Below are 23,517 nucleotides of genomic sequence, written 5' to 3' on the forward strand. Positions count from 1 at the left end.
TTCAACGGCGGCGCTCGTGCTGCCACAACACCTCGCCATGGCCGCTGGCGCGCGCCAGCACCCGCGCCAACACGAACAGCAGGTCGGAGAGGCGATTGAGATAGTGGATCGCCTGCGGACGCACGGTTTCCACGCGCGCCAGTGCAACGGTTTCGCGTTCGGCGCGACGGACCACGGTGCGTGCGATGTGGCAACGCGCGGCCGCTTCGCCACCGCCGGGCAGGATGAAATCCTTCAGCGGCGGCAAGGCTTCGTTGTAATGGTCGAGGCGTTGTTCGAGGCGTTCGACATCACCATCGTCGATGGCGGCATGGCCGGGAATGCAAAGTTCGCCACCGAGATCGAACAACTGGTGCTGGATCGACGTCAGCAGCGTGCGGATGTCATCAGGCAATTCCGCAGCGAGGAGCAGGCCGATGCAGGAGTTCGCTTCATCGACCGTGCCATAGGCGCCGACCCGTGCTGAATCCTTGCCTGTGCGGCTGCCATCACCGAGGCCGGTGCTGCCATCGTCACCGGTCTTGGTGTAGATCTTCGAAAGGCGATTGCCCATGCCAAGCAGGTCCCTCGCGATACTCGGGACGACAGCGTTCCTGTTACACCGTTTGCGCGCGCAGCGCCGGAACGCGGCGGCGCAGCAGCTCGAAACCACCGAACAGCACCGCCGAATACAGCAGCGTGCCGAGTACGGCCCACTGGAAGAAGGGCAGGCCGGCGACGTAGCAGGCCATCAGGCCGGCGCCGTTCTTCGGATACATGGTGCCACTGGCCCACACGCCGAAGTTGGTGACGAGGAAGAAGAACACCGAACCTGCCAGCGACCAGCCGAGCACGCGCGCGCCGTTGACGCGGCCGCGCAACGCATAGCCGGCGAATGCCGTCAGTGCGATGCAGGCGTAGACCAGCAGGAACGATCCATCGGTCATGTGGCTCCAGTAGAGGCCACCTTTCAGCAGGCCGAGCGCGACGTCCGACAGCAGCATCGCCAGCAGCGGCACCCACAGTGCGGCGCGGCGCGAGGCGAAGTAAGCGCCACCGAACAGCGCCATCGCTTCGACCGGCGAGAAGTTCGGCGGGTGCGGCAGCAGGCGGGTCAGCGCGGCGGCGGCGATCATCGCGGCAAGCGTCCACGGGCCGGCAGCGAGGGCGGAAGTCTGGTCGGTACGGTTCATCGGCTTCAACAAAGGGTGATGCGGAAGCCGTTAGCATAGCGCGTCATGCCCAATTCCGTGCCAATGTCCGTCCCCGCAACCCGCCCCGGCGCACGCCACCACGACATCGTCATCGTCGGCGGTGGACTGGTCGGCGCCAGCCTCGCGATCGCCCTCGACGGCCTCGGCCTCGACGTCGCGATGGTGGAGGCCGCAGCGGCTGGCGCGCTGCCGGCGGTGTTCGACCAGCGCAACCTCAGTTTCGCCGACGCCACCTGCAACGCACTGGCGAATCTCGGAGTGTGGCGATTGCTGCGAACGCCACCGGGACCGATCCGCCGCATCCATGTCAGCCGCCGTGGCGATTTCGGCCGCGTCGAACTCGATGCTCGCGACTACGGCCGCGAAGCGTTCGGGCAGGTGGTGGTCGCCAGTGATTTCGGCGAGGCGCTGGAAGCGCGGTTGGCCGAACTGCGCAACCTGACGCGCTATCGCCCGGCGCGCTTCATCGACACGCATGTGGGTGGTGATGCACGCACTCTCCGCATAAGCGATGGCGATGGCGAGCACCAGCTGTCGACGCGCTTGCTGGTCGGCGCCGATGGCACGGAAAGCATGGTGCGCAAGGCGCTCGGCATCGCCGCGCAACGGCAAGATTACGGCAAGGTGTTGTTCGTGGCGCGGATGCGATGTGGTCGCGCGCCGGATGGCAGCGCCTACGAGCGGCTGGGCGATGACGGCCCGACCGCGTTGCTGCCGCGTGGCGATCGTCATTACGGCGTGGTCCATGCAGTGCCCGCGAACGATGCCGATGCCGTCGCCGCACTTGATGACGCGGCGTGGTGCGCGCGTATCCAGGACGCGTTCGGCTGGCGCGCTGGCCGCTTCCTGTCGGCGGATTCGCGCAGCCGTTATCCGGCGCAACAGGTGCTGGCGGACGGGTTGATCGCGCCGCGTGGCGTGGTGGTCGGCAATGCCGCGCAGACCATCCATCCGATCGGTGCGCAGGGCTTCAATCTCGGATTGCGCGATGCGCTGACGTTGGTGGAATGCATCGCCGCGTCCTTGGTCGACGCTGGTAGTGACGCCATGCTGCAGCGTTACGCGCAACGGCGCGAGGAAGATCGTTCGCGCACGATCGCATTCTCCGATGGACTGGCGCGAATCGGCATGAATCCCTCGCCGTTGCTGCGGCCGCTGCGTTCGCTCGGGATGGCGGCGATCGCCGAGATTGATGCCGTGCAATCGCTGCTGGTCGGTGGTGCGATGGGTTATCGCGGCGACGTACCGGCGTTGTGCCGCGAGGTGGTGCGATGAATCGACGCGGACGCCTTGATGCGGTCGTGGTTGGTGGTGGCGTGGTCGGCACCGCGTGCGCGCTGGGCATGGCTGACGCCGGACTCGACGTCGTGCTGGTGGAAGCGGCGGAACCGGCGCAGTGGTCGCCTGGACATCCGGATCTGCGTGTGTACGCCTTCGCGCCCGACAACGCGATGCTGCTTGATGCGCTGGGTGTGTGGAAAGATGTGCTGCGCCAGCGCGTGCAACCGTATCGACGCATGCGGGTGTGGGATGCGGCGGTCGGCGGCGCGCTGGAATTTTCAGCCGATGGATTCGCGCGGCCTGAGCTGGGTTGGATCGTCGAACATGGATTGCTGGTGGATCGATTGTGGCAGCGTGCACAGCAGCGCGGCGTGGTCTTGCGTTGCCCGGCACGCGTGGTGACGCTGGATCAGGATGAGGATGGCGTCCGGATCGGCCTCGACGACGGCTCGACGCTGGATGCGCGGGTGGTGATCGCTGCCGATGGCGCGCAGTCCGCGCTGCGCGAACTGACTGGAGTCGCCAGCGACGAACACGACTACGACCAACTCGGGCTGGTCGCCTACGTGCGCAGCGAGCGCCCGCATGACGACACCGCCTTCCAGCGCTTCCTGCCGGGTGGACCGCTGGCGCTGTTGCCATGTCCGCAAGGTCGCAGCTCCATCGTGTGGACGTTGCCCGCCGACGAAGCGCGACGATTGCTCGATGCGGACGTCGTAGCCTTCAATCACGAACTCGCGCGCGCCTCCGATGGTTGTCTCGGTGCGCTCGAACTCGATTCCGTGCGCGCCACGTTCCCGTTGCGGCGCAAACTGGCGCGAACCCAACTCGCCGGGCGCACGCTGTTGATGGGCGATGCTGCGCACGTGGTGCATCCGCTGGCCGGGCAGGGCGTGAATCTCGGCCTGCGCGATGTCTCGGCGTGGCTGCGCAGTGTGCGTGATGCCGCGGCGAAAGGTCGCGACTTCGATGCGCTATCGCGCCTGCAACGTTGGGCGCGCGAACGCCGCAGCGACAACACAGTATCGACACTCGCCTTCGAAGCGATCAATCGCATCTATTCGAACGACCAGCCCGCTGCTACATTGTTGCGCGGACATGCGCTCGACATTGCAGGTCGTTTGCCGATGCTGCGCCACGCGCTGTGGCGTCACGCCGCCGGACTCTGAGCGCAAACGATAATGCCCCGCCGGAGCGGGGCATCGCCTGCCTTCAGCCGATATCGTGTTGCTCCGTCACGGCGTGGTGGATGGCGCCGGCGTCGCGTCCTTCTTGCCGTGCTTCTTTTTCTTCTTGGTGTCCGTGTTGCCGGTGCTCGCCGGATCGGTCGGCGTTGCAGTCGTCGGGTCCATCGCCGGCGTGGTGGTCGGCGCGCTTTGCGCCGGCGCCGACATGCTGTCGTGGGTTGGTGCCGACTGCTGCGTGGTGGTGGGGGCAGGCGTCTGTTGCGGTGCCGACTGCGGTGCAGTCTGCGCCGAGGCGATGCCGGTGGAAGCGAGCAACGCAGCGGTTGCGATGAAAAGGGAGGTGCGATTCATTGCGGAATCCTCTCGTGGTGTCAGGGGAGGACAGACCGTAATTCCGATGCGGATTTGCGCGAGTTAACGCTGCGCTAAACGGATGAATTTCCGTTCAGGATAATCGTCGCGATGCAAGAAATGACGGTGACGAAATCGCAGCAACGCAATGTGTGGCGAAAACGGACATCACCGAGATGAATGCGCAACAATGCGCGGATGAATGCGTGAGTGCGACAACCATATCCGCGACAACTGACTACACCCCACTTGTCACGCGTGCTCGCTACTTCCGCGAATGCGCAGCAAACACCGTGATTTCTTCGCGGTCGTGATAGAGCTGGCGCGCGCGCAGATCGACATCGCCACCACACTGCGCGCGGAACAACTCGAGGCAGCGCTGCGTTTCCAGCCAGCGCTTCTTCATCGGCAACTTGAGATTGAAGATCATGCGCCGGCACCAGCCCTCGCGCAGCCACGTCGCCATCCGTTCGGTGACGCGGATCGGCTGTTCCACCATGTCGCAGACCATCCAGTCGAGCGATTCCTGCGGATGCCAGGAAAAACCATCCTCGCGCAGATGCGTGACCTGCCCGATGTCGAACAGATGCGGGCGCAGCGGGCCATTGTCGATCGCGATGACGCTCAATCCCTGCCGCAACAATACCCAGGTCCAGCCGCCAGGTGCAGCCCCAAGATCGGCCGCGCGCATTCCCGGCCGCAACCACAGTTCGTGCTCTTGCGGAGTCAGCAGCACGCCCAGCGCTTCATCCAGCTTCAGTGCCGAGCGCGACGGCGCATCGGCGTGCATGCGCAGGCGCGGGATGCCCAGCGGCCACGGGGCGCTGTCGTCGCCATCGGCACTGGCGAGAAAGGCATGGCGACCGTCGATGAAGGCGACGTGCAGGCGTCGTTTTGCTTTCGCATCGAGCAAGCCTTCGCGCTTCAATACCGGCCGCAACGCGTTGCCGAAGCTGCGAGCCAACCCCGACAGTGGGCGTCCAGCGTCGGAATCGGAATGTTCGACCCAGAGATCGTTGAACGGCCCGGCACCCGATTCGCGCAATGCGGCCAGCAACGGCGTGATGCGATCAACCGGATCGAGATCGGAAAGTTCGGCGATCAACCGAAGTTTCTGGCGCGCGAAGATCAGCTCGCGCCACGGCAATGCTTCATCCAGCGCTGCACCGTCCTCGCAATGGAACAGCACGTAGCCGCTGTCGCGATCGGTCTGGGCGTAGCCGGGATGGCCCAGCATCGCCGCGCGATCGCTCAATTCGGCGGCCAGTTCCGGTTCGAACCCCGCCCGGCACCAGCACAGCAGGCCGGAACGTGTGTCCATCAGTAATGTGTTCCGCTCTCGCCGAACGCACGCAGCACCGCGCAGGCGTCGTCGCGTTGCAGGTCGCGCACGACTTCGATGTCGCGACGTTGCAGTTCGCCGATCCAGTCGGCGGGCAATGGGCCTTCGTCGAATTCGGTCAGCGCCATCACGTCTTCGGCGCGCGCGCCGATCAGCAGGCGATCGATGCCGGCCCACACGGTTGCGCCGTAGCACTGGCAGCAGGGTTGCGCCGAAGTGGCCAGGGTGATCGGACCCCAGACGCTGCCGTCATCGTTGCGATTGAGGCGCGGTCGTTGCAGACGTTGCTGCGCCAGCATGAAGGCCATCGTCTCGGCGTGCGCCACCGAGCACGATTGTGTGACCACGCGGTTGACACCGATCGCGACCACCTTGTGATCCGGCGAGAACACGGCTGCGCCGAACGGGCCGCCGCTGCCGGCTTCGATGTTGCGTTTCGACAATGCGACCGCCAGCGCGACCTTGGCGTCGTCGGAAGCGTAGTCCCCGTCGAACGGGAAGTCGTGCGCCCAGATCGGCAAGGTGAGGTGGAGTTGCAGAGGCAGCATCGCGTCCTCAGCCTTCCTTCTGCATCCAGGTATCGCGCAGGGTGACCGCACGATTGAACACTGGCTGCGAGGCCGCGTGATCGCGGCGATCGGCGACGAAGTAACCGACGCGTTCGAACTGGAAGCGCGTTTCCGCCGCGGCATGCGCGGCGTCGGCTTCGACATGGCCACGCACGGTGCGCTGCGAATCCGGATTCAGATGATCGCGATAGCTCTTGCCATCACTGTCGTCGTCGGGATTGGCGGCGGTGAACAGGCGGTCGTACAGGCGGAATTCCGTCGGCACTGCGGTCGCGGCATCGACCCAATGGATCGTGCCCTTGATCTTGCGGTTGGCGCCTTCCATGCCCGGGCGCGATTCGGGATCGAGACAGCCGCGCAGTTCGACGATCTCGCCGGTGTCGTTTTTCACCACGTCATCGCAGCGGAAGATGCCGGCACCGCGCAGGCGTACTTCGCCACCCGGCACCAGACGCTTCCAGCCCTTCGGCGGCACTTCGGCAAAATCCTCGCGGTCGATCCACAAGGTGTTGGAGAAGGCGACGCGGCGTTCGCCCATCGTCTCGTCCTTGGGATGATTGTGGAAGGACAGCGTTTCGCGATGGTCGTCCGGCAGATTCGTGATCACCAGTTTCAGCGGGTCGAGCACCGCCATGCGTCGCTGCGTACGCGCATCGAGGTCTTCGCGCAGGGTGTTTTCCAGCACGGTGTAATCGATGGTCGAATTCTGCTTCGACAGCCCCAGTCGCGCGATGAACAGCTTCAACGCGTCCGCCGTATAGCCGCGACGACGGATGCCCTGCAGCGTCGGCATGCGCGGATCGTCCCAGCCCGAGACCAGCCCTTCCTGCACCAGTGCCATCAGTTTGCGCTTGCTCATCACCGTGTAATCGAGATTGAGCCGCGAGAACTCGATCTGGCGCGGCTTGCCGGCTTCGTTCGGCAGCCCCCTGTCGGTGAGCGGCTTCAGCAAATCCGGATGACGCGTCAGCGCGACGTTGTCCACCGCCCAGTCGTACAACGGACGATGGTCCTCGAATTCCAGCGTGCACAGCGAATGGGTGATGCCTTCGATGGCGTCGGAAATCGCGTGGGCGTAGTCGTACATCGGATAGATCGGCCATGCATTGCCGGTGTTCTGGTGTTCGACATGCTTGATGCGATACAGGGCGGGATCGCGCAGGTTCATGTTCGGCGAGGCCATGTCGATCTTCGCGCGCAACGTGCGCGAACCATCGGGGAATTCACCGGCGCGCATGCGGCGGAACAGATCGAGGTTTTCCTCGACGCCACGCTCGCGATACGGCGAATTGCTGCCGGGCTCGGTCAATGTGCCGCGGCTGGCGCGCACTTCCTCGGCGCTGAGATCGCAGACGAAGGCCTTGCCGTCGCGGATCAACTGTTCGGCACCGAGATAGAGCACGTCGAAATAGTCGGAGGCATGGCGCAGGTCGTGCCAGTGGTATCCGAGCCAGGTCAGGTCGTCCTGGATCGCTTGCACGTATTCCGGATCTTCCTTCGCCGGATTGGTGTCGTCGTAGCGCAGGTTGCAGCTGCCGGCGAATTCCTCGGCGATGCCGAAATTGGTGTGGATCGCGCGGACGTGGCCAAGATGCAGGTAGCCGTTCGGCTCCGGAGGGAAACGCGTCTTGACCGCAGCGTGGCGGCCTTCGGCAAGGTCATCGCGGACGATGTTGCGGATGAAATCGGTGCGCTCGGTGGGCGCGGGCGCTGCAGGAAGCTCGGACATGCGGAATTGGAACTGGAACGGTGTGCGCAGTGTACCGGGTCTGCGGGAACGACTTGCGTCGTCGGTCACAGATAAGGCGGTCGAGCGGGTAGGCAGTGGCCCCGATGCGCAGTAGCGTATGCGGTCCATGCCCAGCTTCCTGTTCCCCCGCCTTGAGCGCTGGTCCGATCGCGTGCAGCTGGCCGTACTCATGGCGCTGCTCATTGCGGTCTGCATTGCGTTGCTCGGGCGGATTTTCACCCCGCCGGCGCCGTCGTTCCCGCTGTCCTGGCATTCCGAGACGGACGGCGTTGTCCAGCAGGGCGAGAGCGGTGTCGACGGCATCGGCATGGTCGCCAAGGTGCCAGGCAATGACCGCAGCGTGACGTTCGATGTCGTTGCCACCCTGCCCGAGGCGATGCGCGAGCAGGGCATCGTTGCGTTGCGTTTCGAACGCACCGCGATCGATCGCATCGAAGTCGAGGACGTGGCGGTTGGCAGCGTGGTGGTCGATGGCTTCTACCACGCGAATCGCGAACGCCTGCCCGGATTGACCTCTTCATTCCAGTTCAACGTCATGGTGCCGCATCAGGGCGATCTGCACCTGCGCATTCGCGCGCAGTCGCAGATTCCGGTTGCGCTGATGGGGCGGTTGGAGCCGCATCTGCAGGCCGGGCGCGACGATCGACGGGTCGCCGGTACCGCGGCGATGAGCTACGCCGTCTATCTGGTGCTGGCGCTGGTGATGATCGCGCTTTACGTGGCGACCGGGCAGCGCAGCATGTTGGCGTTCTCGTGGTTCGCGATGTTCCGCTTGCTGGTGCTGATGTCGCTCAACGGCCACCTGTACCAGATTCCAGCAATGGCGTGGTTCGCGCGTTTCGACAATCGCGGCACCCTGTCGTTGATGATCCTCGTCGTTGCCAGCGGCATCCTGCTGGTGCAGGAACATGGCGCGCTGGTTGGCGAGCCACATGCCAGGCAATGGCGACGGCTGTCGCGCGTGCTGGTGCTCATCGCCGTGGCGATCTGCTGCGTGCTGTTGTTCGCGCCGTTGCCGCCGATCACGGCATGGGTGCTCGGCCAGGCCGCGTGGATCATCCTGGGACTCATGGCGTTGGGGTTCTGCGTGCGTGCGTTCCGCAACCACATTCCGCATCGCTTCGCCGTGCTGGTGGCCGTACTGGTGTCGTTCGCGGCCAGCCTGGCGCACCTGGCGTACGAAACCGGGCTGATCGCCCATTGGTGGTGGGCGGGGCGGTTGGTCCAGATCACCGGGGCGGTGTTGTGCACGGTGGTGGCGGTCAGCCTGGTGCGGCGCATCGAGAGCTACCGGATCGAACTGGCGCGCGTGCGCCAGACCCACCAGCAATTGCGCCGGCAGATGGATGCGCAGACGGCGATCCGCGCGCTCGAAAGCGATCTCGCCACCACGTTGGGTGACGTCGCCGATCCCGAACTGGAATTTGCCGCGATCCATCGCTTGCTGGCGGCTGCTACCGCCTGCTTGGGGCTGGAAGGTGCGGGACTGGTGCAGTTCCCGGGGCGGCGCGCGCCGCAGGCATACGCACAACCGACGATGACGCTGGACGGCCTGCGCGGCTGGCTCGCGCCGCGGCGCAGTTGGGTGGAATCGGTGGCGACCGGTGCCGCGCCGATGGAAAACCACACGCCGGTGGTTGGCCGCGGGATGCATTCGATGCTGGTGCCGGCGCAGGTGCTGGAGGGCAGCCATTCGGTGTTGGTGATCGAACGCAGCGAAGAGGCGCCTGCGTTCACCGCCGCCGACTACGTCGCGCTGGCGAGCATGGTGAACGCGACGCGCGAGGCGCTGCGGCGACAGCGCGAAGCGCGCACCCTGTTGGTGACGGCACGCATCGATGCCCTCACCGGCGTCCTCAACCGCAATTCCCTCGACAACGACCTTGCGGCGGTGCTGGCGCAATCGGCGCGCACGCGTTCGCCGCTGGCGGTGCTGTTCCTCGATCTCGACCATTTCAAGCGCATCAACGACCAGCTCGGCCACGCCGCTGGCGATGAATGCCTGCGTGCGGTCGCGCGCCTGCTGCGCGCCAACGTGCGTTCCGGCGATTTGCTCGGTCGTTATGGCGGCGAGGAATTCGTGGTGGTGTCGCCGGGGGCCACGCTGGCGGTGGCGCAACAACTCGGCGAGCGCATTCGCGCGGCGGTGCAGACACTAAGAGTGGAATGGGAAGACCACACCATCCCGGTGACGGTCAGTGTCGGCATCGCCATGCGCCGGCGCGACGAAAACGAAGCCACGCATCTGCTCGATCGCGCCGACCAGGCGCTGTACGACGCTAAGCGCCGTGGCCGCAACCAGGTTCGTTTCGACCTGGACGCCGCGGCGTTTGATCCGGCTGCCGAATAGGCGCTGTTATGCTGTCGCTCCCGGTGGATGGAGTGACGGAAATGGGTGGTATTGGGCCGTGGAAGGATCGCATGATCGCAGCGGAGCGCGCGCTGCCCGGTCGTGCCGAGCCGATGCCGCTGCACAACGTCCATGACGTGCTTGGCACGCCGTTGCGCGATGCCTTCGCCGGCATGGGGGATGCGCGCTTCGGCATGGGCTGCTTCTGGGGCGCGGAACGCCTGTTCTGGTCGCTGCCGGGTGTCGTCAGCACGGCGGTTGGCTACGCCGGCGGCTACACGCCCAATGCGACCTATCGCGAAGTCTGCTCCGGTGAAACCGGTCACGCCGAAATCGTGCGGGTGATTTTCGATCCGGCCATCATCGGTTATGGCGCATTGCTGCAGGCGTTCTGGGAAAACCACGATCCCACCCAGGGCATGCGCCAGGGCGGCGACACCGGCACCCAATACCGTTCGATGATCCAGTGCACCAGCGAGCAGCAGTACGCGCTGGCGCTGGCCAGTCGCGATGATTACCAGAAGCGGCTGGCAGCAGCAGGGCTTGGCGCGATCACCACCGAAATCGTGTTCCCCGCGCCCGAGTTCTACTACGCCGAAGACATGCACCAGCAATATCTGGCAAAGAATCCCGACGGGTACTGCGGACTCGGTGGCACCGGCGTGTCGTGTCCGGTCGGCACCGGTGCATGATCCGAGCGACACGGGATGACAGAGCCGGCATCGCGCGCGGCGCTGACCCAGATGCTGGTCGGCGCGGCGATCATCGGCACCAACGGGATGATGGTGCGGCTGTCGCACACCTCGCCGACGGTGTCGGCGTTCTGGCGCATGTTGATCGCGACGATCGTGCTGGCGCTGCTGGTGCAGTTCCGCCACGGTTGGCGGCGCATGCCGCGCAAAGTCTGGATCTGGATCGCAGTTGCAGCGTTGGCCTTCTCCAGCGACCTGTGGATGTGGCACCGGAGCATCATGATCGTCGGGCCCGGGCTGTCGACCTTGCTCGCCAATGCCCAGGTATTTTTCATGGCGATGGCCGGCGTGCTGGTCTTCGGCGAACACCTGGCACCGCGCTTCTATGCCGGATTGCTCTGTGCCTTCTTCGGCCTGTGGTTGCTGCTCGGCGGTGATTGGGCGACGTTGCCAGCGAGCTATCACTGGGGCGTGTGGCTGGGGTTGGCGGCCGGGATTGGCTATGCGGGTTACAACGTCGGCATCAAGCGTTCGCAGGAGGAAGTCGCCAAGGTGCATGCACATGTGCCGGTGACGCAGGTGCTGTGCATGGCAACGGCCGGTTGCGCCATCCTGCTCGGCATCGCCGCGCTGGTCGAAGGCGACTCCTTCGCGATTCCCGATGTGCAGTCGGCGCTGGTGCTGGTGGTCCTCGCGGTGTTCGGCCATTGCCTCGGCTGGATCCTGATCTCGCGCGCGATGCAGTCGCTCGGCGCCGGCATGGTTGGCTTGTTGTTGTTGCTGCAACCGATCGTCGCCTATGTGCTCGATATCCTGGTGTACCCGCACACGCCAACGTCGCGGCAATGGCTGGGCCTGGCAGTCAGCCTCGCCGGCATCTTCATCGCCGGCCTGCAGGGGAAGAAGAAGTTGTTGCCGGACGCCACTCCGGAAGCGCCGGCGACCGGTCAATAGCGCGTGATGCGACACACATAGACGACTTCGCAGGCACCGGCACCGCTGTCATCGCGTGTCATCGAACTGCGCCAGTTCCAGCCGCCGCCGTCGTGCGCTTCCACCAGCCAGCCGTCGATGCGCACGCGATCGTCGCGTTGCACGGCGCGCAGTGCGTTCTCGATGGCGGCATTCGACGGGATCATGTGCATGTTGGCGCTGTTGCGGATGATGGCGCCGGGGTCGAGCGGTGGATTGCCGACCCAACCATAGCGATACCAGCGATTGGACTGGCGCACATTGAGTTGCGCCAGCGTGGTGCCGTCGGTCATCGGGCCCCAGCCCAGCGCGAGATCGATCGGCGAGAACAATGCGGGGCGATCGCCGCTGTAGTCGCGGCGCGACAACACGCGTGCATCGACACTGAAGCCGGCCAGCGCATCGAGGCGGCCATGCGTGACATTGAATTTGGCGATGCCATCCGGCACCGCTGTCTGCAGTGGCGCTTCGCCATCGCCGGTGACCTGCGGCTCCGGGCAGGCGGGGTTCGCCGTCACCCGTTGCGGGCGCACGGGTGGCGCATAGGGCGATGCCTGGAACCACGGCTTCGCGGGCAGGGCGGCCTTCGCCAGCTGCGCCCGCGGTGAATGCAGGTTCTGCCATTGCACGATGCCGATCCATACCGCGAGTGCGACGACGCATGCACCCAGCGACCACAGCGCGACGCGCCAGGGCGTCATCAAATCCTGACCGCCGCGCGCACGGTCGCCGCGACATTGCGCAGCAGGCCATCGAGCGGTGAGCTGCCACGCCAAGCCAATGCAATCCGCCGATGCGGCGCGGGATCCTCGAACCGCACCAGTTCCAGCCCATCCGGCTGCACGTGCGGTGGTCGCACCGACAGCTCCGGCAGCAGGGTCACGCCGTTGCCGAGCGCGACCATCTGTCGCAGCGTTTCCAGGCTGGTGGCGCGGAAACCGGGTTTCTCGTGCGCGCCGGCAAGTCCGCACACGTCCAGCGCTTGCTCGCGCAGGCAATGACCGTCGTCGAGCAGCAGCAATTGTTCGTCCACCAGGTCGCCGATGCGCAAATGCGGCGCATGCGCCAGACGATGTCCGCTCGGCACCGCCAGCACGAACGGTTCCTCGAACAAGAGTTCGGCGTGCAGGCGATCATCGGACAGCGGCAGGGCGAGGAACGCGGCGTCGAGCTTGCCATCGCGCAAATTCGCCACCAGCACGTCGCTCTTTTCCTCGTTCAGCAGCAACTCCATGTTGGGGAATCGCGTGCGCAACGCCGGCAACACCTGCGGCAACAGATACGGGCCGAGCGTCGGGAACGCGCCGAGGCGCAGGCTGCCTGCTTCGGGGTCGCGACTGCGTCGCGCCAGTTCCTTCATCTGGTCGACATCATGGATGACGTGCCTGGCGCGATCAACGATCTCGCGGCCGATCGGTGTCAGCATCACCCGCCGTGGTGCGCGTTCCACCAGCGAGACGCCGAACTCCTCTTCCAGCTTCTTGATCTGCATCGACAGCGTCGGCTGGCTGACATGGCAGGCCTGCGCCGCGCGCCCGAAGTGCCGGAGCTCGGCCAGTGCCACCAGATAATGGAGATCGCGCAAGTTCATGGTTTTCGGTCAGGCCGCGATGGGCCTTTCAGCTCGATGGTATTGCCATCGGGATCGCGCAGGTAGAGCGAAGGCCCATCGCCTTCGGCGCCGAAATTGTCATGCGCTGGCCCGAGCGGTTTCAGTCCATGCGCGGCGAGATGCGTGACCAGCGCGGTTTCATCGAAAGGCTCGATGCGCAGGCAGACATGGTCGACGTTGCGCGCCTGTTCGCCAGCGGCAGCACCACCCGCCAGCCCGAGTTTGCCTTGGACATCGACCAGATCGATCATCGAGGCACCGCAGCGCAGGTGGATCAGGCCGAGGTCATCGCGGCGTTTCACCACGTCGCAACCGAGCACGTCGCGGTAGAACGCCAGCGACCGTTCGGGATCGCCGACGCGCAACACCACGTGGTCGATCCGTTGCAGCACGAAGGGACGAATGGCGGTCACGCGGCAATCGCTTCGGCTGCCGGCGCGCTGGTGCGGATCAGGTAGTCGAAAGCGGAGAGTGCGGCAGTGGAGCCCGCGCCCATCGCGATCACGATCTGCTTGTAGGGCACCGTGGTGGCGTCGCCCGCGGCGAGCACGCCGGGCAGCGAAGTTTCGCCACGATCATTGATGACGATCTCGCCGCGATTCGACAGTTCGATCGTGCCCTTCAGCCATTCGCTGTTCGGCAGCAAGCCGATCTGCACGAACACGCCGGAAAGATCGAGCTGGCGCGTTTCGCCGTTGCTGCGGTCGGTGTAGCTGAGCGCGTTGAGCTTGCTGCCATCGCCGTGCATGCCGGTGGTTTGCGCGTTCACGTGGACGCTGCAGTTGGGCAGGCTGCGCAACTTGCGTTGCAGCACTTCATCCGCGCGCAACTGACCATCGAATTCCAGCACGGTGACATGGTCGACCAGGCCGGCGAGATCGATCGCCGCTTCCACGCCGGAGTTGCCGCCACCGATCACCGCGACCTTCTTGCCCTTGAACAGCGGGCCATCGCAGTGCGGGCAATAGGTCACGCCCTTGTTGCGATGTTCGGCCTCGCCGGGCACGCCGGTCTGGCGCCAGCGCGCGCCGGGCGCAAGCACCACCGAGCGTGCCTGCAGCACCGGCCCACTGGCCAGGCGCACGCCGATCAATCCGCCCGGTTGTTTCGCCGGGATCAATTCCTCCGCGCGCTGCAGCGGGATCATTTCCACGCCGTAGCTGCGCACGTGCGCTTCCAGCGCCGCGCTCAGTTTCGGGCCTTCGGTGTATTCGACCGAAATGAAATTCTCGATCGCCATGGTGTCCTGCACCTGGCCGCCGAATCGTTCGGCAACGATGCCGGTGCGGATGCCCTTGCGCGCGGCGTAGATCGCTGCCGCTGCACCCGCCGGACCGGCGCCGACCACCAGCACATCGAACGGTTCGATGTCCTTCAGCGCTTCCGCCGCACGCGCGGCCGCGCCGCTGTCGAGCTTGGCGAGGAATTCCGGAATCGTCTGGCGACCCTGCACGAATGGCTGGCCATTGAGGAAGACCTGCGGCACGGTGAGGATTTCGCGCGATTCGACTTCCTGCGGGAACGAGCCGCCATCGATCGCGATGTGGTGGATGCGAGGATTCAGTGCCGCCATCGTGTTCAACGATTGCACCACGTCCGGGCAGTTCTGGCACGACTGCGAGAAATAGGTTTCGAACAGATACTCGCCATCGAGCGCTTCGATCTGCGCGATCTCGTCGTCGCCGATGCGCGGCGGATGCTTGCCGACATGCAGCAACGCCAGCACCAGCGAGGTGAATTCGTGGCCGAGCGGCAATCCGGCGAAGCGCACGCCAACGTCTTCGTCGTGGCGGGTGATCTGGAAGCTGGGGACGCGTTCGCCGTCGCTTGACGTGGCTTCGCGCAACGTGACCTTGCCGGCGCCGGCATCGACGATATCGGCCAGCAACGCACGTGTTTCCTTCGAGGCATCGCTGCCATCGAGGTGTGCGACCAGTTCGATCGGCGTGCGCAGGTTCTGCAGCAGGCCGGCGAGTTGGGTTTTCAGATCGCTGTCGAGCATGGCGGACTCCATCGGGAACGAAGTGCCGATCCGCCAGTTCGGCGGAGGCTTATATATGAAGCACCGTTGCGAGCGACGCGGATTTGAAGTCGCGTCGCAGCGCAGGAAGTGGAGTGGACATCAAGTCCATGACGCTTCCGAGCAGCGCCGCGGCGATGAAGCCGCGAGCGCAGCAGGTGCAAGAATCAGATCTTGCCGACCAGTTCGATCGACGGCTTGATCGTCTTCTGGCCTTCCTTCCACTTGGCCGGGCACACTTCACCGTCATGGCTGGCGACGTATTGCGCAGCCTGCAGCTTGCGCACGGTTTCGGTGACGTCGCGGGCGATGGCGTTGTCGTGTACTTCCATCGTCTTGATCGTGCCTTCCGGGTTGATGATGAAGGTGCCGCGCAGGGCCAGGCCTTCTTCCGGGATCAGCACGTCGAACGCCTTCGACAGCGCGTGCGTCGGATCGCCGACCAGAGCGAACTTGGCCTTGCCGACGGCCTGCGAGGTTTCGTGCCACACCTTGTGCGAGAAGTGGGTGTCGGTGGTGACGACATAGACTTCGGCGCCGGCCTTCTGGAACTCGGCGTAATGCTCGGCGGCGTCTTCGATTTCGGTCGGGCAGTTGAAGGTGAAGGCAGCTGGCATGAAGATGATCACGGACCACTTGCCCTTCAGGTCGGCGTCGGTCACGGTGATGAACTTGCCATCCTTGAAGGCCTGCGCCTTGAACGGCTGGACCTGGGTATTGATGAGGGACATTGCGTGCTCCTTGGGTTTTGGGGGGATACGGGAACCATGGGAACCGACGTCGGCGTCGATCCTGTGACGGCCACGATAGAGACTGTCGATAGTTAAATCAAATCGATTATTGTGATTTTATTGATAGATATTGACTATCGATGCGCCGGGCATGTGCCGGGGCGAGCCGCAGCAGGCGACGGGCCTCGGCCTCGTCTTCCGGCGAGAGCGGCGTCAGGGCGGTGAATTCGCCGGCCACGAAACTGGCCAGCGGCAGGCCGTCGCGGACCAGCAGGCGCGCTCCGGCGATGCGCGGCAGGCGGGGACCGGGCAGCAGGGTGCCGACGAGGTTGAGCGGATCGGCGGCGGAGAGCAGCACCATCGCGCCATCGGGCGTCTTCTTGCGCAGGGATCGCAACGCCGCCACCGCTTCCGGCAGGGCGAATTGCTCGCCGACCAACCCTGCGACGAAACGGCCGCCGCGCAGTTCGCCGCGCGCTTCCAATCGGCGATAGACGCGCACCAGTTCGCGCCACGGCGGCAGCCACGCGGCCTCGCGTTCGAGGATGCGCCAGCACACCACGCCGTAGCGGCGCAGCAATACGCGGGCGATCTGCTCGATGTCGTCGGCGTCCGCGGTCGCGTTGCTGGCGTCGGAATCGCGCGAACGCGGCACGCGCGCCAACGTCCAGCGTCCGGCATCGCGGATGCCGCTGACCAGTCCGCGTCGAATGCGGCGTGCGCTTGCCTTCGGGCGCTTGCCTTGCGGCAGCAGCAATGCGCGCAATCCCGAGAAACTGTCGCAACTGGCCAGCCCGCGCGCGACCAGTTCGGCCAACGCATCTTCGAGTTCGGTCTGCAGCAATCGCGTTTCGTCGAGTAGTTCGTCGAAGAACGAGGCGCCGTGCTTGCGCAGGGCATCGGCGACTTTCTGCGCGCGCGAGGACAGCGCCCCGTCGTCGCGCGTTGGCGTGATCTGGCGCGACCACAACGGCAAGGTGCGGCGCGGCACCAGCACGATCGGCGTGGAACGCACGGGTGCAGTCGATCCACCCTCGGCACTCGGCGCACGCAGGCGCGCCCAGGCAATGCGTCCGGCTTGGCAGAGTTCGTCCAGCCAGTGGATGGAATAGTCGGAGACGCGCGCGGGCAGCAGTTCGCTTTCCCAGCTTGCAGCGGCGGCCTCGTAGCCTTCCAGTTGCGCCAGCACGCTGGCCAGCGCTTCCGGGCCACGCAGGCGCGATGATGGCGCGACATGCTGCCATTCGCACAGGAAGCGCAGGAAATCGCGCACGGGAACCGGTTCGATCTCGCGACGCAATCGGCCCAATGTCAGGCGATGGATGCGCGCGAGGAGATTACGCTCGCACCACTGTTCGCCATCGATGCCGGGATCGAAGCGTCCGCGCATGGCGTAGCCGTCGCGCTCCAGCATCGCCAATCCGGTGTCGATGTCACCGGGTTCGATGCTCAGCGTATCCGCGAGCGTGGCGACGGTGATCGGTCCATTGCCGCTCAGGCGCATGCGCAGCAGTTCGCGCACGGCGTCTTCGCGCGTCCATGTCTGTCCCGCATAGCCGGGCGGTGCGGCAATTCGGGGTTGCAATGCCGCTTCGGGATGGATCGCCTGCAGCATCGGCAGGCGTTCGGCGGCGCACCACAGTTCGGTTTCGATCATGCGGGTGGCGCGCTGCTGTTTCGCCAACCGTTGCAATGTATCCGACCACTCGCTGGCCTCTGCTTCCGATGCGGTGACCGCGCCGAGGCTCATCAATGCATCGTGGACCTCATCGTCGCTGCGCGCCTGCGGCCACGCATCCTCGCGCACCTGTTCGATCGCCGACGCATCCAGCCGACCAAGATCCGAAGCCTGTTGCGGGTCGCTGTAACGGCGCGTCTGCACCGCCTGGGTGCGGCGTTCTTCCAGCGGCGCATCGTCGAGGAAGGCGTAGGGTTGCGCGTTCAACGCCTCGGCTGCGAATGGCGTCGGCGCGGTGAGATCGCGGGCGACGATGCTGATTTCGCCGGCTTCCAGTCGCCGCAGCATCGCCAGCCAGCCTTCGGTGTCCATCGCTTCTTCAAGGCAATCGTGCAGCGTCTGCGCGACCAATGGATGATCGGGAATCTCGCGCTCGCCGACGATGTTCTCGAGACAGGCGACCTGGTCCGGGAACACGGTGGCGAGCAGGTCTTCCGATTTCATTCGCTGCAATTGCGGCGCGACTTTCTTGCCACCGATGAAGCGCGGCAACGCCAGCGCCGTGGTCGCGTTCCAGCGCCAGCGTGCAGGGAACAGTGGTGCGTCGAGCAAGGCCTGCACCAGCACGTCGCGCGCCGAATTGGAATGGAGGAAATGCGCGACATCATCCAATGGAAAGCTGTGGCTGGTCGACAGCGACAGCACGATGGCGTTCTCGGTTGCGGCGGCCTGCAATTCGAAATTGAAACTGCGGCAGAAGCGTTTGCGCAGCGCCAGCCCCCAAGCGCGATTGATGCGACTGCCATACGGCGTGTGGATGACGAGTTGGGTGCCGCCGGATTCGTCGAAGAAGCGCTCCATCGTCATCCGTTCCAGCGTCGGCAGGGCACCGAAACCGATCAGCTGTTCCGCGCAGTATTCGGCGACCTGGCGCGCGGCATTCTCGTCCAGCGCGAGTTCCGAGCGCAGCCACGCCATCGCGGCGCCGATGTCCGGCGTTCCACCTTCTGCCGACAATCGTGTTTCCAGTTCGCCGCGCAAACGCGACACGCTGTGCGAGAGCTCGTCGGTGCGACCGGGCGCTTCGCCGAGCCAGAATGGAATGGTGGGCGGCTGGCCTTCGGCATCTTCCACGCGCAGGCGTCCGGCTTCGACGCGCTGGATGCGATAACTGGCGTTGCCGAGCTGGAAGATGTCGCCGGCGAGGCTCTCGATCGCGAAGTCCTCGTTGACGGTGCCGATCATGATCGACTGCGGTTCCAGCACCACGGCGTAGTCGGCGGTGTCGGGAATGGTGCCGCCCGACATCGTCGCGGTGGTGCGTGCGCCCTTGCGTGCGCGCAGCTGCCCATGCACGGCGTCGCGATGGATCCACGCGCTGCGGATGCCCCGACGTGTGGTGAAGCCTTCCGCCAGCATCTTGATGATGGCGTCGTAGCGTTCGCGCTCCAGCGTCGAATACGGCCACGCGCGCTTCAAAGTGTCGAACAGTGCGGCCTCGTCCCATTCGCGGCAGGCCACTTCGGCGACGATCTGCTGCGCCAGCACGTCGACCGGTTCGGGCGGCATGATAAGGGCATCGAGTTCGTGGCGGCGCACAGAATCGAGCAAGGCCACGCATTCCACCAGTTCATCGCGAGTCGTCGGAATGATGCGGCCTTTCGGCATGCCGCCGACATGGTGACTGGCGCGACCAACGCGCTGCAGAAACGCGGCGATGCTGCGCGGCGAACCGATTTGCACGACGAGATCGACATCGCCGATGTCGATGCCGAGTTCCAGCGACGCCGTCGCCACCAGCACCTTCAATTTCCCATGCTTCAGCCGTTGCTCCGCATCCAGCCGCAATTCCTTGGCCAGCGATCCGTGATGCGCGGCGACGTGTTCCTTGCCCAGTCGCTCGCCGAGATGGCGCGCGGCGCGTTCGGCCATGCGTCGGGTGTTGACGAAGACCAGGGTGGTGCGATGTTGCTCGACCAGTTCGGCGATGCGGTTGTAGACCAGTTCCCATTGCTCGTTCGACATCACCGCCTGCAACGGCACTGGAATCAGCTCCAGCGCGAGGTCGCGTGGTTTGGAATGACCGATATCGATCAGGGTGCAATCGGGTGTGCCACTGGCATCGACATGCGCGCTGCCGACGAGATAGCGCGCGACGTTCTCGATCGGTTTCTGCGTCGCCGACAATCCGATGCGCGCGATGTGGCGCCCTGCCAGCGCATCGAGCCGTTCCAGCGACAGTGCGAGATGGCTGCCGCGCTTGCTCTGTACGACCGCGTGGATTTCATCGACGATCACCGTGCGCACGCCCTTGAGCATGTCGCGTCCGGAGTCCGAACCGAGCAGGATGTACAGCGATTCCGGCGTGGTGACGAGGATGTGCGGCGGATGCTTGCGCAGCGCGGCGCGTTCGCCCTGCGGGGTGTCGCCGGTGCGCACCGCGGCGCGGATCGCCACGTCGGGCAGGCCCAGCCGGGCGAGTTCCTCGCCGATGCCGGCCAGCGGCGCTTCCAGGTTGAGATGGATGTCGTTCGACAGCGCCTTCAGCGGCGAGATGTAGAGCACCTGCACGCCTTCCGGCAATTCGCCCCGCGCCAGTCCATCGCGCACCAATGTGTCGATGGCGGTGAGGAAGGCGGTCAGCGTCTTGCCCGACCCGGTCGGCGCGGCCACCAGCGTGTGGCGGCCCGCGGCGATCGATGGCCACGCCGCGATCTGCGCCTCGGTGGGGCCGGCAAAGCTGCGCGCGAACCAACCGGACACGGCCGGATGGAACTGCGCGAGGGCGGGATGTGCAGCCATCTGCGGATTATCCGCCGCGGCCGGCGACCCGCCCTGAATGCCGGAATGGAAGTCGAAGCGGATCTGGCCGTGCATCGGTACAGGGTGATTCGATGCCGTCTCAGCGGTTGAGACCGGTAGCATGTGGGGATGACGATGCCGACTTTCCGCACCTTGCTGGCCGCCGCTGCGCTCCGCATCGATCCCGTCGATGCCGAATGGCTGCTGCTGCACGTGGTGGATCGCCCGCGGACGTGGCTGTTCACGCATGGCGATGATGTCGCGACGGCGCAACAGGTGGCCGGCTTCGAGGCGCTGGTGCAGCGTCGTGCCCACGGCGAGCCGGTCGCTTACGTCACGGGACGTCGCGGTTTCTGGACGCTCGATCTCGATGTCACCCCGGCAACGCTGATCCCGCGCGCCGAAACCGAACTGCTGGTGGAACTGGCACTGCAGCGTTTGCCGAGCGATCGCCCATCGCGCGTGGCCGATCTCGGCACCGGCAGTGGCGCCATCGCGCTCGCCATCGCCAGCGAACGCCCGCGCGCGCATGTCATCGCCAGCGATGCCAGCATCGACGCGTTGAAGGTAGCCGCAGGCAACGCGAAACGACTCGCCATCGCCAACGTCGAATTCCGCCACGGTGAATGGTTCGTACCGCTGCAAGGCGAACGTTTCGATCTCATCGCCAGCAATCCGCCGTACATTTCCGAAGGCGATCCGCACTTGGGCGAAGGCGATTTGCGCCACGAACCGGCATCGGCGCTGTCATCGGGCAGTGATGGCCTGGACGATATCCGCATCATCGTGGCGAATGCGCCGGCCCATCTCCACGGCGGCGGCTGGTTGCTGCTGGAACACGGCTACGACCAGGGCGACAGAGTGCGCGCGTTGCTGGAGCAGGCCGGATTCACCGACGTCGCGACGCAGCGCGATCTCGAGGATCGCGATCGGGTGACGCTGGGGCGCTTAAACTCCACTGCTTGATTGCTACCGCAGGAATTCCACATGCGTACCCTGTATCCCGAGATCGAGCCGTACCAGAGCGGTATGCTGGCCGTCAGCGACCGCCATTCCATTTACTGGGAACAGTGCGGCAATCCCGATGGCAAACCGGTGGTGATGTTGCACGGTGGGCCCGGTGCCGGTTGCGGCACCAACATGCGCCGGTTCCACGACCCGAAGAAGTACCGGATCATCCTGTTCGACCAGCGCGGCGCCGGTCGCAGCACGCCGTTCGCCGATCTCGTCGACAACACCACCTGGGATCTGGTCGCCGACATCGAACGCCTGCGCGAAATGCTCGGCATCGAGCACTGGCAGGTCTTTGGCGGATCGTGGGGTTCGACCCTGGCGCTGGCCTACGCCGAAACGCATCCGCAGCGCGTGACCGAGCTGGTGCTGCGCGGCATCTTCATGCTGCGACGCTGGGAACTGGAATGGTTCTATCAGGAAGGTGCGTCGCGCTTGTTTCCCGATGCGTGGCAGCACTATCTCGCGCCGATTCCGCAAAGCGAGCGCAGCGACATGATGGCGGCGTATCACACGCGCCTGACCAGTGATGACGAAGCGACGCGGCTGGCGGCGGCGCAGGCGTGGTCGATCTGGGAAGGCGGCACCAGCTATCTGCGCATTCCCGGCGATTACGTCACCAGCCATGGCGATCCGAAGTTCGCGCTGCCATTTGCGCGGATCGAGAACCACTATTTCGTCAACAAGGGCTTCTTCGACGCCGATGACCAACTGCTGCGCGATGCCCACCGCATCGCCGACATCCCCGGCGTGATCGTGCACGGACGCTATGACGTGGTGTGCCCGGTGCAGAGCGCCTTCGACCTGCACGCGGCGTGGCCGAAGTCGGAATTGCAGGTCTCGCCGCTATCGGGGCATTCCGCGTTCGAGGCCGAGAACATCGACGCGCTGGTGCGTGCGACGGATCATTTCGCGCCGCGCGCGATGTAGGCTCAGTCCACCTGTTCGATGGTGATGGTGCGTCCGTTGAATGATGCGGTATCGCCAGCAGAAAGTCCCTGCGCCGCTCGATACAGCGGTGCCGAAGTGGACATGCCCATGTAGGTCACGCCGCCGACTTCGAACGGCTGCGTCGCCACCGCGACCACGAAGCGCTTTCCACCCATCCGGATCACCGCGCCCGGCGACACTTCGGTCTTCGCGCCGAAGTCGATGGCCTGCAAGCGCGCCATCGCATCCTGCGCCTGTTGCAACGGCGCTTCCAGTCCGCTGGCGAGTTCCGCGTCTTCGACTTCCAGCGAATGATCCTGCACGTCCTGGGCTTCGGTATTGTCCGGTTTGGATGCAGCCAGATAGTCGGCGTAGGCCTCGCGCGCAGCTTGGAGTTCGTGCGTTTCGAGTGCGAGCAGGGCATCGCGCAATGCGGTCTTGTCCATGACGAATTCCAGTTGGCGGCGGTTGGTTGCAGTGTAGGCGCTAGGGCGTGATGCGACTGCCATCCGGCTCGTGATCGACCATCCACAGCCCGGCCCACAGCTTGAGGTCGAGTTCGTAACCCTCGGCGTGCTTCTGCATCAGCCAGCGCGGGGCGTCGTGGCGTGGCACCGCGTGCACGGTGATGCCTTCGTCGGGCGTGCCGCCGCCGTCACCGACTCTCACCAGGTCGCGGGCACGGACAAAGGCGATGCGTTCATTGCTCATGCCGGAACTGGTCGGGCCGATCAGCAAGACGCGGATATCGCGCGCATCCCAGCCGGTTTCCTCGATCAGCTCGCGCTGCGCCGCGTGTTCCAGGGTGTCGTCGTCGTGCTCGTCGCCGACCAGCCCGGCCGGCATCTCGATGGTGCGCGCCTGCAACGGCACCCGGTATTGCTCGACGAACAACACTTCATCCTCCGGCGTCACCGCGATGATCAGCACTGCCATGCCGTCGCCGTGCACGCGTTCGCACGATTCCCAGGTTCCGCGCTTCACCAGTCGCAGCCAGTTGCCCTGGTGCAGGAGTTCGGTGGGGACATCGAGTTGATGGGCCATGC

At 65.3% G+C, this 23,517-nt stretch carries 21 protein-coding genes; 7 read left to right on the forward strand and 14 right to left on the reverse strand.

Features of this window, described 5'->3' with window-relative positions; genetic code table 11:
* Nucleotide 1: 1 nt before the first annotated feature.
* On the reverse strand, nt 2-553 hold the full coding sequence (locus tag Lysil_RS08610) for a cob(I)yrinic acid a,c-diamide adenosyltransferase (RefSeq protein ID WP_103075214.1): 552 nt from the start codon (nt 551-553) through the stop codon (nt 2-4).
* Between the two features lie 43 nt (nt 554-596).
* Nucleotides 597-1,172, reverse strand: coding sequence for a DUF6580 family putative transport protein (locus Lysil_RS08615; RefSeq protein WP_103075215.1), 576 nt, complete (start codon nt 1,170-1,172; stop codon nt 597-599).
* A 63-nt stretch (nt 1,173-1,235) separates the two neighbouring features.
* On the opposite strand from Lysil_RS08615, the gene ubiH reads away from it, so the two are divergent.
* Complete coding sequence (gene ubiH, locus Lysil_RS08620) at nt 1,236-2,468, forward strand: 2-octaprenyl-6-methoxyphenyl hydroxylase (RefSeq protein ID WP_103075216.1); 1,233 nt, start codon at nt 1,236-1,238, stop codon at nt 2,466-2,468.
* Complete coding sequence (locus Lysil_RS08625; RefSeq protein WP_103075217.1) at nt 2,465-3,643, forward strand: FAD-dependent monooxygenase; 1,179 nt, start codon at nt 2,465-2,467, stop codon at nt 3,641-3,643. The genes ubiH and Lysil_RS08625 overlap by 4 nt, the downstream gene beginning before the upstream one ends.
* Before the next feature lie 66 nt (nt 3,644-3,709).
* Here the strand turns inward: Lysil_RS08625 and Lysil_RS08630 are convergent, their stop codons facing one another.
* The 4 genes from Lysil_RS08630 to Lysil_RS08645 form a co-directional block, all read right to left on the reverse strand.
* Nucleotides 3,710-4,012, reverse strand: a complete 303-nt coding sequence (locus Lysil_RS08630; RefSeq protein WP_103075218.1) for a hypothetical protein — start codon at nt 4,010-4,012, stop codon at nt 3,710-3,712.
* Between the two features lie 265 nt (nt 4,013-4,277).
* Nucleotides 4,278-5,333: a 23S rRNA (cytidine(2498)-2'-O)-methyltransferase RlmM gene (gene rlmM, locus Lysil_RS08635; protein WP_103075219.1), complete on the reverse strand. Its 1,056-nt coding sequence runs from the start codon at nt 5,331-5,333 to the stop codon at nt 4,278-4,280.
* Complete coding sequence (locus Lysil_RS08640; RefSeq protein WP_103075220.1) at nt 5,333-5,902, reverse strand: nucleoside deaminase; 570 nt, start codon at nt 5,900-5,902, stop codon at nt 5,333-5,335. Before Lysil_RS08640 ends, rlmM begins: the two co-directional genes overlap by 1 nt.
* A 7-nt stretch (nt 5,903-5,909) precedes the next feature.
* Nucleotides 5,910-7,652 (reverse strand): glutamine--tRNA ligase/YqeY domain fusion protein, encoded by a 1,743-nt coding sequence (locus Lysil_RS08645; protein ID WP_103075221.1) that lies wholly within the window; start codon nt 7,650-7,652, stop codon nt 5,910-5,912.
* Nucleotides 7,653-7,779: 127 nt separating this feature from the next.
* Here Lysil_RS08645 and Lysil_RS08650 point away from each other — a divergent pair, with 127 nt between their 5' ends.
* The 3 genes from Lysil_RS08650 to Lysil_RS08660 are packed head-to-tail and all read left to right on the forward strand — an operon-like array spanning nt 7,780 to nt 11,669.
* Complete coding sequence (locus Lysil_RS08650) at nt 7,780-10,023, forward strand: diguanylate cyclase (RefSeq protein WP_165782442.1); 2,244 nt, start codon at nt 7,780-7,782, stop codon at nt 10,021-10,023.
* Nucleotides 10,024-10,064: 41 nt separating this feature from the next.
* Complete coding sequence (gene msrA, locus Lysil_RS08655) at nt 10,065-10,715, forward strand: peptide-methionine (S)-S-oxide reductase MsrA (protein WP_103075986.1); 651 nt, start codon at nt 10,065-10,067, stop codon at nt 10,713-10,715.
* A 15-nt stretch (nt 10,716-10,730) separates the two neighbouring features.
* Nucleotides 10,731-11,669, forward strand: a complete 939-nt coding sequence (locus Lysil_RS08660) for a DMT family transporter (protein WP_103075223.1) — start codon at nt 10,731-10,733, stop codon at nt 11,667-11,669.
* Here Lysil_RS08660 and Lysil_RS08665 read toward each other — a convergent pair.
* The 6 genes from Lysil_RS08665 to Lysil_RS08690 all read right to left on the reverse strand — a co-directional run bounded on the left by Lysil_RS08665 (nt 11,663) and on the right by Lysil_RS08690 (nt 20,530).
* Entirely contained in the window at nt 11,663-12,388 is a 726-nt protein-coding gene (locus tag Lysil_RS08665; protein WP_103075224.1) for a hypothetical protein, read from the reverse strand. The genes Lysil_RS08660 and Lysil_RS08665 overlap by 7 nt on opposite strands.
* Nucleotides 12,388-13,278 carry a LysR substrate-binding domain-containing protein gene (locus Lysil_RS08670; protein ID WP_103075225.1) on the reverse strand — a complete coding sequence of 297 codons (891 nt, stop codon included), beginning with the start codon at nt 13,276-13,278 and terminating at the stop codon, nt 12,388-12,390. The genes Lysil_RS08665 and Lysil_RS08670 overlap by 1 nt, the downstream gene beginning before the upstream one ends.
* Nucleotides 13,275-13,712 carry a VOC family protein gene (locus Lysil_RS08675; protein ID WP_240600470.1) on the reverse strand — a complete coding sequence of 146 codons (438 nt, stop codon included), beginning with the start codon at nt 13,710-13,712 and terminating at the stop codon, nt 13,275-13,277. The genes Lysil_RS08670 and Lysil_RS08675 overlap by 4 nt, the downstream gene beginning before the upstream one ends.
* The gene (gene ahpF, locus Lysil_RS08680) at nt 13,709-15,301 is read right to left on the reverse strand and encodes an alkyl hydroperoxide reductase subunit F (RefSeq protein WP_103075988.1); all 1,593 of its coding nucleotides are present in this window, start codon (nt 15,299-15,301) and stop codon (nt 13,709-13,711) included. Before ahpF ends, Lysil_RS08675 begins: the two co-directional genes overlap by 4 nt.
* Before the next feature lie 185 nt (nt 15,302-15,486).
* Complete coding sequence (gene ahpC, locus Lysil_RS08685) at nt 15,487-16,050, reverse strand: alkyl hydroperoxide reductase subunit C (RefSeq protein WP_103075226.1); 564 nt, start codon at nt 16,048-16,050, stop codon at nt 15,487-15,489.
* Nucleotides 16,051-16,156: 106 nt separating this feature from the next.
* Entirely contained in the window at nt 16,157-20,530 is a 4,374-nt protein-coding gene (locus tag Lysil_RS08690; protein WP_103075989.1) for a DEAD/DEAH box helicase, read from the reverse strand.
* A gap of 129 nt (nt 20,531-20,659) precedes the next feature.
* On the opposite strand from Lysil_RS08690, the gene prmC reads away from it, so the two are divergent.
* Nucleotides 20,660-21,496: a peptide chain release factor N(5)-glutamine methyltransferase gene (prmC, locus tag Lysil_RS08695; RefSeq protein ID WP_103075227.1), complete on the forward strand. Its 837-nt coding sequence runs from the start codon at nt 20,660-20,662 to the stop codon at nt 21,494-21,496.
* A 21-nt stretch (nt 21,497-21,517) separates the two neighbouring features.
* Complete coding sequence (gene pip, locus Lysil_RS08700; protein ID WP_103075228.1) at nt 21,518-22,471, forward strand: prolyl aminopeptidase; 954 nt, start codon at nt 21,518-21,520, stop codon at nt 22,469-22,471.
* Between the two features lie 2 nt (nt 22,472-22,473).
* Here the strand turns inward: pip and Lysil_RS08705 are convergent, their stop codons facing one another.
* Both Lysil_RS08705 and Lysil_RS08710 read right to left on the reverse strand, forming a co-directional pair.
* Entirely contained in the window at nt 22,474-22,917 is a 444-nt protein-coding gene (locus tag Lysil_RS08705; protein WP_103075229.1) for a hypothetical protein, read from the reverse strand.
* Nucleotides 22,918-22,957: 40 nt separating this feature from the next.
* Nucleotides 22,958-23,515, reverse strand: coding sequence for an NUDIX hydrolase (locus Lysil_RS08710; protein WP_103075230.1), 558 nt, complete (start codon nt 23,513-23,515; stop codon nt 22,958-22,960).
* Between the last annotated feature and the right edge of the window lie 2 nt (nt 23,516-23,517).

The organism is Solilutibacter silvestris, assembly GCF_002895945.1.
Taxonomy (GTDB): domain Bacteria; phylum Pseudomonadota; class Gammaproteobacteria; order Xanthomonadales; family Xanthomonadaceae; genus Solilutibacter; species Solilutibacter silvestris.

Coding starts and splice junctions, on each gene's coding strand:
- prmC (WP_103075227.1), top strand. CDS start 20,660: ATGACGATGCCGACTTTCCGCACCTTGCTGGCCGCCGCTGCGCTCCGC.
- Lysil_RS08625 (WP_103075217.1), top strand. CDS start 2,465: ATGAATCGACGCGGACGCCTTGATGCGGTCGTGGTTGGTGGTGGCGTG.
- Lysil_RS08630 (WP_103075218.1), bottom strand. CDS start 4,012: ATGAATCGCACCTCCCTTTTCATCGCAACCGCTGCGTTGCTCGCTTCC.
- Lysil_RS08615 (WP_103075215.1), bottom strand. CDS start 1,172: ATGAACCGTACCGACCAGACTTCCGCCCTCGCTGCCGGCCCGTGGACG.
- ahpC (WP_103075226.1), bottom strand. CDS start 16,050: ATGTCCCTCATCAATACCCAGGTCCAGCCGTTCAAGGCGCAGGCCTTC.
- Lysil_RS08640 (WP_103075220.1), bottom strand. CDS start 5,902: ATGCTGCCTCTGCAACTCCACCTCACCTTGCCGATCTGGGCGCACGAC.
- Lysil_RS08645 (WP_103075221.1), bottom strand. CDS start 7,652: ATGTCCGAGCTTCCTGCAGCGCCCGCGCCCACCGAGCGCACCGATTTC.
- rlmM (WP_103075219.1), bottom strand. CDS start 5,333: ATGGACACACGTTCCGGCCTGCTGTGCTGGTGCCGGGCGGGGTTCGAA.
- Lysil_RS08650 (WP_165782442.1), top strand. CDS start 7,780: ATGCCCAGCTTCCTGTTCCCCCGCCTTGAGCGCTGGTCCGATCGCGTG.
- Lysil_RS08705 (WP_103075229.1), bottom strand. CDS start 22,917: ATGGACAAGACCGCATTGCGCGATGCCCTGCTCGCACTCGAAACGCAC.
- Lysil_RS08710 (WP_103075230.1), bottom strand. CDS start 23,515: ATGGCCCATCAACTCGATGTCCCCACCGAACTCCTGCACCAGGGCAAC.
- Lysil_RS08660 (WP_103075223.1), top strand. CDS start 10,731: ATGACAGAGCCGGCATCGCGCGCGGCGCTGACCCAGATGCTGGTCGGC.
- Lysil_RS08690 (WP_103075989.1), bottom strand. CDS start 20,530: ATGGCTGCACATCCCGCCCTCGCGCAGTTCCATCCGGCCGTGTCCGGT.
- Lysil_RS08670 (WP_103075225.1), bottom strand. CDS start 13,278: ATGAACTTGCGCGATCTCCATTATCTGGTGGCACTGGCCGAGCTCCGG.
- ubiH (WP_103075216.1), top strand. CDS start 1,236: ATGTCCGTCCCCGCAACCCGCCCCGGCGCACGCCACCACGACATCGTC.
- ahpF (WP_103075988.1), bottom strand. CDS start 15,301: ATGCTCGACAGCGATCTGAAAACCCAACTCGCCGGCCTGCTGCAGAAC.
- Lysil_RS08665 (WP_103075224.1), bottom strand. CDS start 12,388: ATGACGCCCTGGCGCGTCGCGCTGTGGTCGCTGGGTGCATGCGTCGTC.
- pip (WP_103075228.1), top strand. CDS start 21,518: ATGCGTACCCTGTATCCCGAGATCGAGCCGTACCAGAGCGGTATGCTG.
- msrA (WP_103075986.1), top strand. CDS start 10,065: ATGGGTGGTATTGGGCCGTGGAAGGATCGCATGATCGCAGCGGAGCGC.
- Lysil_RS08610 (WP_103075214.1), bottom strand. CDS start 553: ATGGGCAATCGCCTTTCGAAGATCTACACCAAGACCGGTGACGATGGC.